Source organism: Deltaproteobacteria bacterium, from assembly GCA_030654105.1.
GTDB lineage: Bacteria > Desulfobacterota > SM23-61 > SM23-61 > SM23-61 > JAHJQK01.
In genome coordinates this window covers 1-11,187 of sequence record JAURYC010000085.1, presented here as the reverse complement: position 1 = coordinate 11,187, position 11,187 = coordinate 1, and the positions used below count along the sequence as shown (strand labels likewise).

6 protein-coding genes and 1 riboswitch are annotated in these 11,187 nt (G+C 48.4%); of the genes, 3 read left to right on the top strand and 3 right to left on the bottom strand.

Translation table 11 applies throughout. The annotated features are described in order from the left end of the window. Positions 1-26: 26 nt before the first annotated feature. Entirely contained in the window at positions 27-1,268 is a 1,242-nt protein-coding gene (locus Q7V48_03255; protein MDO9209753.1) for a 2-hydroxyacyl-CoA dehydratase family protein, read from the bottom strand. A gap of 334 nt (positions 1,269-1,602) precedes the next feature. Further along, entirely contained in the window at positions 1,603-2,733 is a 1,131-nt protein-coding gene (locus tag Q7V48_03250) for a 2-hydroxyacyl-CoA dehydratase family protein (GenBank protein ID MDO9209752.1), read from the bottom strand. Between the two features lie 239 nt (positions 2,734-2,972). Between Q7V48_03250 and Q7V48_03245 the strand changes: the two genes are divergently transcribed. Beyond that, positions 2,973-4,157, top strand: coding sequence for a metallophosphoesterase (locus tag Q7V48_03245; protein ID MDO9209751.1), 1,185 nt, complete (start codon positions 2,973-2,975; stop codon positions 4,155-4,157). Between the two features lie 17 nt (positions 4,158-4,174). Here the strand turns inward: Q7V48_03245 and gcvT are convergent, their stop codons facing one another. Next, positions 4,175-6,856, bottom strand: a complete 2,682-nt coding sequence (gene gcvT / locus Q7V48_03240; protein MDO9209750.1) for a glycine cleavage system aminomethyltransferase GcvT — start codon at positions 6,854-6,856, stop codon at positions 4,175-4,177. A gap of 208 nt (positions 6,857-7,064) precedes the next feature. Between gcvT and Q7V48_03235 the strand changes: the two genes are divergently transcribed. Together Q7V48_03235 and Q7V48_03230 are read left to right on the top strand one after the other, a co-directional pair. Beyond that, positions 7,065-8,216 carry a PatB family C-S lyase gene (locus Q7V48_03235; GenBank protein ID MDO9209749.1) on the top strand — a complete coding sequence of 384 codons (1,152 nt, stop codon included), beginning with the start codon at positions 7,065-7,067 and terminating at the stop codon, positions 8,214-8,216. 129 nt (positions 8,217-8,345) lie between these two features. After that, a riboswitch (cyclic di-GMP riboswitch) is annotated at positions 8,346-8,425 on the top strand. A gap of 131 nt (positions 8,426-8,556) precedes the next feature. After that, positions 8,557-10,863 carry a PAS domain S-box protein gene (locus Q7V48_03230; GenBank protein MDO9209748.1) on the top strand — a complete coding sequence of 769 codons (2,307 nt, stop codon included), beginning with the start codon at positions 8,557-8,559 and terminating at the stop codon, positions 10,861-10,863. The last annotated feature ends 324 nt before the right edge of the window (positions 10,864-11,187 follow it).

Genomic DNA, 11,187 nt, shown 5'->3' with positions numbered 1-11,187 from the left:
GGCGCAAATCTGCGTCCTACTTCGGTTTATACGGCCGCCATGTACTGCCGGTTCTGTAGTGTTTCCATAAAGGCCTCTATCCTAGTTTTTACCTGAGCGTCGGAATAAACGCGCGCATCGGTCATATCCGCTTCGATAACCAGGCTGGGGGTCCCTGTCTTCTGATAGATGAGTCTCTGAATATCGTATTGCCCCAGGGAATAAGGTTTACAACTGCGATTCGAATGAATGATCAGGCCATCCACGCCGAAGCGTTGCAGTAAATCCAGGATTCGCTCGACCATAAGGTCAATGCTGATATTCAGATAGGCGGTCGTATAAGCCTGGGCTAAACCTTCCAGCGGGTCTGACGTGTCCATCCCTTCAAAGACCCAGGCACTGGTGTAAGTGTCCGCAACCAAACAGGCTCCGTAGGAAGAGAAGAGTTCGGAAAGCTCCCGCATCTTATACCAGATGGGAATATTATCCCAGAGAAGGCGAAATTTTTCTTCGGGCACGGCGCTCATTCCCTGGGTGATGCGTTCTTCAAGTTCTTCCTTCATATCCCGGTAAAATTGTACCACTTCTTCTGTCCCCCTCAAGGTAACGATTGGAGCCATGTTGATGAAGGCATCGAAGCAACTCATGGGAGAAGGGCGGTGGGCACACTGGTCCAGAACTTCTTTCCAGAGGATAGCCGATTGTCCCGAATAACGGACCACCTCACCCAAGCGGTGGCGGTCAAACTTTTTGCCGGTTTGTATTTCGATAAAGGCGATTAATTCTTCAAACTGCCGGCGAACGTAAATGATGCTTTCTGGGATTAGTTTGTGATGAATGAATGGCGTGTCGAGGAAAAAGAGAGGAACGTCAAAAAAGCGGCTCAAGACCTGGTACCATTTCAAGACTGTCCCGCATATGTTATTGCAGGCCAGAAGAAAATTCGGTCGGGGCAACCCTCCGATGGGACTCTTTTTGGTCAGGGCCGAGCCAATGTCCCCCCGGGCATAGGAACAGAGGTCCCGGGAATAACCGAGACTTTCCGCAACCTCACAAAGTTCGACGGACATGCGGGAAGCACCCAGCATGGCTCCATGGTTTTCCGGATAAATGGGAATAATGTCGGCGGCGATGAGGAATTCTACCGGGCCCCCGCTGGAAATCCAGGCAATCTTCTTATCGGTTCCTTCGGCCATCTTGGCGCCAATATAGTAGCGGGTCATTAACTCCTTCATTTTTTGGGAGGCGCGTAACCGATTTTTCTCTTTGCGTTTTTCCTCTTCGACCATTTAGACCTCCTTAGCGGGCTTAAGAAAAATTCCAAATCATAAATTTCAAGTCCCAAATAAATTTCAAACTACAAAACTTCAATGGCCGAAACAAAAAAATTCCATTATCCAAGATCAAATCGTTGGTGGATTCGTAAAAAATCCTTTTCGTCCCATTGGCGTCATTCCCGCGAAAGCGGGAATCCAGTTAATTCAAGTAGTTCTGTCCGCCTGAGGCGGACTGCTTTCGCAGGAGTGACGGCTTTTCTGACTTTTTACGAGATCATTAATCGTTCGAGATATTGAATTTCGGCCATTGGAAGTTGTTTGTTAGTTGATGCTTGTGATTTGCTGCTTAAGATTCCAACGTCTCGACAAATGCTTGCAAACGAGTCTCAATCGCCCCCAGAGGCAATCCCCCCGGCTCGATCTCCAGGAGCAAGCTGGGTATGTTTCTTTCATCGAGTCTCTTTTTCAGGTAGGGGTAGTCAAAGGCATGGGGGTCACAGAATTTGAGAAGAAGAAATACGACCCCTTGGGCGTGAGATTGTTCCACTCGTTGGAGCAAGTCCGTTCCCCGATCAAGGCCGGGGTTGTATTTACAAGGGCAGGGTACCTTTCTGATCAAGCGGTCAGCCAGCGCTTCGATAGGGTTTCCTGTCACAGAAACATCTGCGGAAAAATACCTCCATCCTGTACATAGATCATCTCCGACGATGGAAACTCCGCAAGTATCGAAAAGGTTAAACAATGGGAACTGATCGCAAACACTCCCAGCGATAAATAAACGTACTCCAGCATTGGCAACGGGGTGACTCTGTTCTGCCCAAGAAAGCAACCACTCCAGCTTGGCGTTGTGCCCATCTTTGGGCCATAACGTGGCGGTCTTGACAATGGCTGAGAACTCGGCTGCGGAAAACAGGTTGGCATTGCGGTTTTTAATCCGGTAAAGCTCCCTGAGGAATGAACGGTTGGCGTTGGCCAGAACGATGGAAGAACGCAGGTCTTCATCCGAGATAGGACAGCCGGTGAATTCTTGCAGCCCCTGGCAAAAACGGTGTAATTCCTGAATCAAGTAAATCCTGGCGCTTTCCGTGTGCAACTTCACCGGCAATACCAAGTCCCAGTGAAAAGGAAAACCAAGGTTCTCCGCCCAGATGTCCGAGAGGCGCTGAATGGAATCGCAGGTATGGGGGAAGACCGTCCCATCGAGAAAGTTTAAATCTCCCCGTAGGGCTGATTCCAAACTACTTTGAACTAAAGAACAGCTATAGCTCTGGAGATGTTTCGCTGCCAGGGATATGCTTTCCTTCGAACCCAAGAGGCGAACGGGGAGGAGGCCCGCAGCCTGGATGATTTCCTCCGGGGTGTTTGTGCAGAAATAGCCGAGAATCTTTTTCCCCGTTTGTGTTTTCCAGTTCTTGAGATATATAAACGGGCGCTCGGCAATTTCCATGAACTCGGAGATGATCTGTTTTCTTTCCATAATCTGTCCCGTGGAAGAATTTTTTTGTCATTCTACCTAAAATGTTATTTGGCGTCTATGACAAAATGAATTTTCCCTCATGTTTATCATTAACAAAAAGCGAAAACCTGGATATAATTACAATAGAATAGGCAAGATTCATTATAGGCCGATTCAGTTAGGGATTAGTTTCTACTTTGGGGTCGGCCGCGAGGTCTTGCAGGTGGTTGGCGAGAAAACCAAAGGGGAGCTTAACAAACATGCCGCAGTGGACGAGTTTTGCAATTTTTTTCTCGGTGGTTTTATCGGTTTATGGCGGGGCCCATTACTACCTTTATACCTGGTTTGTCCGGTTGGCAGAACCAACCCGGCGTCTGCGCAGAAGAGTGGGCCTGATTTTCATCCTTTTGGTAATCTCTTTCCCCCTCGCCAGGATTTTGGCCAGATATGATTTTAATTCATTCAATTATCATCTAACCCTCATTTCATCCATCTGGATGGCTTTATCCCTATATCTTTTCATCCTGGCTTTAGGGAGTGACCTGATTTTTATCCTTTATAAGATATTCCCTTTTAGCCCAAGGCTTCTTGCCGGGCAATCCTTGTTCTACCGTAGATTCCTGGTGGCTTGTATTTCAGCCGGAGTTCTCATGATCGGGGGGTACGCCTTGGGGGAAGCCCGTAACCTTCGAGTGACCCGGCTGGAAATTCCCCTTAGAGGGTTACCCCCTGAAATGGATGGTTTTTCTCTGGTTCAAGTTTCGGATATTCATTACGGGGTGCTTACGGAGAACGGCAAACTTTCCAAGATCGTAGATCGCATTAATGAACTTCAAGCCGATGTGGTAGTTATCACTGGCGACTTGGTGGACGAAGGGGTATCCCATATGGAAGAGATGGCCAAACCTCTTATTCGCCTCAAGAGTCGCCAGGGAGTCTTTGCTGTTACGGGAAATCATGAGTATTACGCCGGGGTGGACAGGGCGGTGGCCATTATGAAAAAAGCTGGGATTTCTGTGCTCCGCAATGAGAAAGCCCTATTGCCTGGAGGGTTGCAATTATTGGGGGTCGATGACCCGACAGGTTCCCGCAGGATGGGAAATCTATTGCCGGACTTTGATAAGCTCCTTTTACAACTCGACGCCAAGAAACCTTCTATCTTGCTTTATCATCAGCCCATTCAATTTGAAAAGGTAGCCTCTTCCGGGATTGGTCTCCAGTTGAGCGGGCATACCCATGGGGGACAACTCTATCCCATCATCTTTATTTCCCGAATGATCTATCCCTTCACTCCGGGGATACATCAACGAGGGAAAAGCTATTTGTATGTCAGCCGGGGAGTAGGGACGTGGGGCCCTCCCATGCGCCTGGGGTCTCCTCCGGAACTGGTTTACATCCGCCTCCGGACCCCAGGAAAGCAGTTAGAAGGGAGTAGGGAGGGGTGAGGTGGAATTCGAACTACTTATTCGATCACTACGCTCAAAAGCTCCTGGATTAACGGACGGGCTTTTTCATCATCCAGGCAATAATGCATTTGCGTAAAACGGGATCGGAAACGACTGACTTCCTCAGCCACAGGGCGGTTTTTCAGGATTGAATCGGCCAGGTACCCCGCGAGGTCTTGGAAATCCTTTTCTTTCATGCCGAAGCGGGTCATCTCCTGGACGCCCATGCGCAGGCCGCTGCTGGCGCTAAACCCTTCGTCATCAGGCAAAGCTTGATAGTTAACGATAATGTTATTTTCCTCCAACCTGCGGGCCACTTTGGGGCCACACGTGTACCCGACCCGCAGGAGCACCTGGTGGGTTTCGGTATACCCGATACGGGGATCTCCTTCAACCTGCAGGCCATAAGTTTTTAAAGCCGCAGCGAAGGATTTGGCATTAGCGATAATTTGTTTCTGGTAATCATCGGCAAAAGCGTTCATTTCGTAAGCCGCCAGGAGCAGGCCGAGAAGGGTTCCCAGGTGGTGGTTGCTGAGGCTTCCCGGGAAAGTTCTGCGGGCGATGGCTTCCCAAAGGTCGTAGTTTTCAGATTTTTCATCAAAATTGCTGCCGATGATTCCCCTCTGGGTTCCGAAAAATGTTTTGTGGGTTGAGCCGGTAACGATGTCCGCTCCCTCTTGAAAAGGCTGCTGAAAATGCGGGCCGATGAGGCCGAGGACATGAGCCATGTCATACATAATCAAGGGCTTTTCTTTCATCCCCTCAACCATCCTGCGCAATTCTTTCAGAGGTTCGCAGTAAATAATCATAGACTTTCCCAAAATAATCAGCTCGGGTTTGTGATGGTAGAGGTATTCTTCAGTTCGTGGGAGATCGATCTGGTAAGGGTTTTCGTCCAGTACCGGAAAATTGACTGCTGCCCGCCTCTCGGTCTGCGGATCAACCGACAGAAAATCCCGTAAAGCGCCCATGGGCTGGGAGCTGAGGTGACCTCCTCTCCCGATATGATGGTTCATAACCTTTCTTAAACGTCTTGGCTCGGATTTGCGGTCGAAGCGATTGAGATAGTCTACAAGAGCACTATAGACGGCAGCATTGGCCATCTGCCCGCTGATCACCCGTGTTTCGACCATCGAGCAACCTAAATATCGGCTCATCTCCTCGTGAAGCCTAGCCTCGACCTCTTCAATAAAAGAAGTTCCCTGATAATAATAAACTTCGGCCTCCCCTAAGGTCTTAAAATGTCTGTGCTCGGCATACCTGGAACAGGGATCCGCGATGGAAATTAGTTTTACCAAGGGCGAAGGGGTTTGTTCCGAAGGGATGAGGTTGATGGTCTGCCTCTGCCTCCAGATAGTGTTTTTGATGGCTTTGTTTACCAAGGTCTGAACCGAAAATTCCAAAGGCTGCCTAGGCCGGGGTTTTTGGGGAGCAACTTCTTCGACGTGGACAGGGCGGGCATAGGGAGGGGCCTCGGCACTGAGATTTTTATTGACCACCTGGCCGGTGAGGAATTTTCCTCTGCTGGAAACTTTGATGGCCTGGCCATCTTTGAGTTCGGCATCCAAATAGGCAAGGACGATGGCTTTCCGGCCGGTAGCCTGGGTAATGGTGGAGTAGATTCCTTTTCCATCAAATTTCCAGTAAGGGACCATGGTCCCGCTGATCACATGGCCAACGGGCGAATCATCTATATATACCGGGAATTGCGGCCTGGCTACCCCTTCGGACAACATGGCCGCTGGTAGAACCCTGCGCCCGACCAGGGGATTAGCAGGAATAAGATCCACGCGGCCCTCCTCCCGGTTCTTGAGTTCTTGAAACTGTTTCCACAAGGCTTCCTTTCCGATGTAATCTCCCTTCGCAGGAGAAAAACTGACTGCAATTTTTGCTGGGCCAACAGACAGGATGGGAATTTCCTTGCCCTCAGGGTCAAGGCCGAACTCATGACCGAAGAGCGGGAGGCCGGCTTCCAACCGCAGTGTGTCTCGAGCGCCAAGGCCCACTGGAACAATCCCTTCCTTCTGGCCGAAATGAAAAATTTTCTCCCAGATCCCCAGCGCCTTATCCGCGGGGAAAAAAAGTTCAAACGCCAGAGGTTCTCCTGTATATCCTGTTCTCGATATGGTTACCGCGGTCCCCTCGATCATGGCTGACCGCAGATGATTTCTTCCCGGATCGGGAAGTATCGAACGGCTTTCTTGCAAAAGATTTTGCAGGATGGCCTTTGATCTTGGGCCCTGCAAAGCGATCATGGCTATTTTTTCTGTTTTGTCTTCCAAGGTAACTTTGGAAAATTTCTTCAAATACTCCTGAAACCAGGCCCAGTCTTTTTGCGCATTGGAAGCGTTAACCACCAATAGATATTGATTTTCCTCCATTCGGTAAAGATAGGCATCGTCGATTGCACCCCCGTCATCGTTGGCGATAATGGTGTATTGAGCTTCCCCTGGATCCAGAGCGGCGGCGTTATTTGTGAGGATATACTGAAGAAAGGACAGAACTCTTTCCCCCGCAAAAAAAAACCTTCCCATATGAGAAACGTCAAACAGTCCCCCGAATTTGCGGGTAGCCAAATGTTCTTCTACGATTCCGAGGGGATAATTCAGGGGCATCTCCCACCCGGCAAAATTAACCATGTGGCCTCCATGGCCCTTATGCCAGCTATGGAAAGGGGTTTTATTTATCGTTATACTCATTTTGGCCTCCTGCTTCTTTTAGAGGGAATAATGTCCTGGAAAAGAAGCTAACATTGAAGGGTAAAGTTGTCAAGAAAGGCGTGAGTTGTGAGTTGGTGTGAGTTGGTGTGAGTTGGGTGAGAAGAAATGACTTGACTCTCCAAAGAGAAAATAATAATTGATTTAAGTTGAGAACCATAATTCAGTTTGAATGGACCAGGAGAAAAAAATGCATTATGATTTCGATCAAGTAAGGGAGAGAAGGGGCACCGATAGCATAAAATGGAAAAAATATGGTGAAGGAGTTCTGCCTTTATGGGTTGCTGACATGGATTTTATTTCTGCTGATCCCATCCTTCAGGCTCTCCACCGGCGAATCGATCATGGTTTCTTTGGGTACACCCGCCCGACCGAAGGATTGTATCAGGTAATCCAAGAACGAATGAAAAAACTCTATCAATGGGAAATTCAGACCCAAGAAATCTTTTTTCTTCCTGGATTAGTAACCGGACTCAATATATTTTTCCAGGCCTACGCTGGCCTGGGAGATGGAGTATTAGTTCAGCCGCCGGTTTACCACCATTTTATTAAAGATCCCATTGCCCATGGACGGGTTGTCATCGACCCTCCATTAACCCGCCAAGGTGATTCTTACGGCATTGATTATGAGGCCTTCGAAAAAGAGATTACGGAGCGGACCAAGGTTTTTATCCTTTGTAATCCCCACAATCCTGTGGGTCGGGTTTACACCCGGGAAGAACTTGTGAACATAGCGGAAATCTGCCTTCGCCACAACTTGATCATCTGCTCCGATGAAATCCATTGTGATCTGCTCTATCCTAACTACCATCATATTCCCATTGCCACCCTCAGCCCTGAAGTAGCCGATCGCACCGTGACCCTTATGGCCCCGAGTAAAACTTACAATTTGGCCGGCCTTCATTGTGGTTTGGCCATCATCCCCAACGCTGGGCTTCAGGAAATTTGGAAAAAAACGAGTCTGGGCATTATATCTGGTGTGAACATCATGGGGCATGTAGCTGCTCTGGCAGGGTTTCGAGATGGGCAAGAATGGTTAGACCAGGTATTGGCCTACTTGAATGAAAACAGAAAGTTTCTTTCTCGGTCGGTTGCCGATCGACTCCCGGGAGTCCGGATGACCCAGATGGAGGCAACTTATTTGGCTTGGCTCGATTGCCAGGAAGCGGGGATACCGGGAAATTCTTTTGAATTTTTTCTTAAAGAGGCCCAAGTCGCCCTTAACGATGGGGAGGAATTCGGAAAAGGAGGAGAAGGCTTCGTTCGTTTGAATTTTGCTTGCCCCCGAAAAACCTTGGCCGAAGCCGTCGATCGAATGTCCTCAGCATTGAAAAAGCTTTAATATTTTGAAGAATAGACAATCATAGCCCTGGTGAGCACGAAAATAATTGTGCTTGCTTACTTTTTTTCTACATGCTAAGCTCTGCCATTAAGAATTAAAGATTTTCAGTATTTAACCGAAAAGAATAGCGATCGATAAAGCCAAACTTCGAGTAATCGGAGGGCGGAAAACCACGGGTCCTGAGTTTAAGGGATAGCCAGGTTGCCGAAATAAAATCAAGGAGACCGGATACCCCGTGGATTTAACCAAAGAGTGGGAATCTGGTTTTTTTGTTTGGGGAATAACCTCCCAGGGAATTTGGGAAACCAAAAATGAGTAAGCAATTTTAGCGGAGGACCTTTTGCAGGACCGAGAAGCTTTTGAAAAAATCGTTATGAAAATTTCGACCCACTTCTTCAACTTGGAATCCGCTGAAGTGGACAAGGGGATCCAGGATGTCCTGCAAACGATCGGGGAAACAACGGGAGCGGACCACGGTTCTCTTTACCTTTTTTCTGATGACCAAAAGACAATTCATAGAACCCATGGGTGGTGTTCCGATGATTCTCCCTTGCAAATGGATCATCCCGAAGGGTTGACCGTGGAAAAATTTCCTTGGATGATGGAAAGACTTTTGAATGGCCAGATGATCCATATTCCCAGGATCTCCGACCTTCCTCCTGAGGCAATATCTGAAAGGGAAATCTTCCAAGCCCAAGGATGTCAATCCACTATTTTTATTCCGATGGTTTACGAAAAAAAATCTGTGGGGTTCCTGGGTTTCGAGTCAATTCGAATGCCCAAAACCTGGCCGGAACAAATGATCGGATTTTTGCGGATGGTTGGAGAAATTTTCGTCAACACCCTGGAGCGACGTAGAGCAGAAAATGAGCTACAAAGATCTGAGGAAAAATACCGTAGCTTAGTGGAGAACATCAATGATGTGATCTTCTCCCTGGATACCCAGGGGCGTTTTACTTTCATCAGCCCTGTGATCGAACAGGTTATTTATTACAAAGCGGAAGAATTGATGGGGAAGCCTTTGGCCAACTTCGTCTACCTGGAAGACTTATCCGAGTTTTTAAGGAGTTGGAAGAGAATCCTGGCCGGTGAAATCATCTCCCATGAATTTCGCATTATGAATAAAGAAGGCAGTATTCGCCATATACGTATTTCCAGCCGCCGGTTACTGGACGGGGACCAGCCAGTAGGAGTAACCGGCATGATGAGCGACATCACCGAGCGAAAGTGGGCAGAAGTTTTGCTCAGGCGGGCCGAAGAGAAGTATCGAAGTATCTTTGAGAATGCGGTGGAAGGGATCTTTCAGTCTACCCTTGATGGCCATTTTATCGTAGCCAATCCAGCTTGTGCCCACATACTGGGCTCCACTTCTCCCGAAGAATTGATTACCCAGAATGTGAATACCGAACGAAGATACTTTGTAGACCCGGAACGCTACCGAGAATTCCGGCAGAAGTTAGAGGAAACTGGGATCGCTCAAAGATTTGAAGCCGAAGTTTACCGCCAGGACGGAAGTAGAATCTGGATTTCGCTGAATGCGTTGGCCATCCGTGACCCAAGCGGGGTTATGCTGTTTTACGAGGGGACCCTCGAAGACATCACCGAGCGGAAATGGGCAGACGATCAGATTCGCTATTTGAGTTTTCACGATAAGTTAACGGGCCTGTTTAATCGCCCCTACTTCGATGTAGAGGTGAAACGGTTAAATACGGAAAGGCAGCTGCCCATCAGTGTGATCATGGGAGACATAAACGGTCTCAAACTGGTCAACGATGCCTTCGGCCACCAGGAAGGGGATAAGCTTCTGGCCCGCATCGCCGTGATTTTCAAAGAATCCTGCCGTAAGGAAGACGTAATTGCTCGTCTGGGCGGGGATGAGTTCGCTATTTTTTTACCCAGGACCAGCTACAAAATAACTACGGGGATCGTTGAGCGTATCAGGACAGCCTGTAGCCAAGCCAGCCATGATCCAGTTCAACTCAGCATTGCTCTCGGAGCTGTTACCAAAGAGGACCCGAACCAGGATATTCAAGACATCTTAAAAGAGGCTGAGGAAAGGATGTACCGGAGTAAGCTTTTGGAGAGCAAAAGCGTACGCGCCTCCATCATTTCCTCTCTGCGCCGAACCCTGTTTGAAAAAAGTCATGAAACGGAAGAACATACCCATCGCATCCAACAATTGGCCTTACAGATTGGCCGGGCCTTCGGGTTGTCGAATAGCGAATTGGATGATTTAGCTCTGCTGGCTACCCTGCACGACATCGGCAAGATTGCCATACCCGAAGGGATCATCATTAAGCCGGGCAATTTGTCGCCTGAAGAATGGGAGTTGATCTGGAAGCACCCGGAGATTGGCTATCGCATCGCTGGATCTTCCCCCGAATTGGCACCGATTGCCGAGGCAATATTGGCTCATCATGAATGGTGGGATGGTAGCGGTTATCCGCGAGGGTTAAAAGGGGAAGAAATTCCCCTGATCTCCCGCATTATATCTATTGTGGATGCCTACGATGTGATGACCCATGGGCGGCCCTATAAAGAAGCGGTGGGGCAAGAAGAGAGTTTGCAAGAGCTTCAGGGTAAGGCAGGGACTCAATTTGATCCGATTCTTACCTCCATGTTTATAAAGATGATTTCAACCCCATAATTCATTCTTATCACCCTTCACTTTTCATTTTCTTTTTTAACTTCGCGATAATTTGCCAGTTCCAGGCGGGGAGACGCAGTTTGCTGAAAAAGGCGGTTTTTCACTGCTTATCGGCCTGACAGATTTTTTGCTCCATATTCGCCGCCACGGGTATTGGCAAGCGCTGTTACTAAAAAAAATATATGCGCGTTCAAAGCTACCTTTTAGATCAAGGCAAGGCGGTCGGCAATGGCCAGGCCGGAACGGGTCGGCAGTAACATCCCATCTCGTATTACCATGTAGCCATCATCCAATAAATTAGCCAGCATTGGCGCTTTGGCGGCA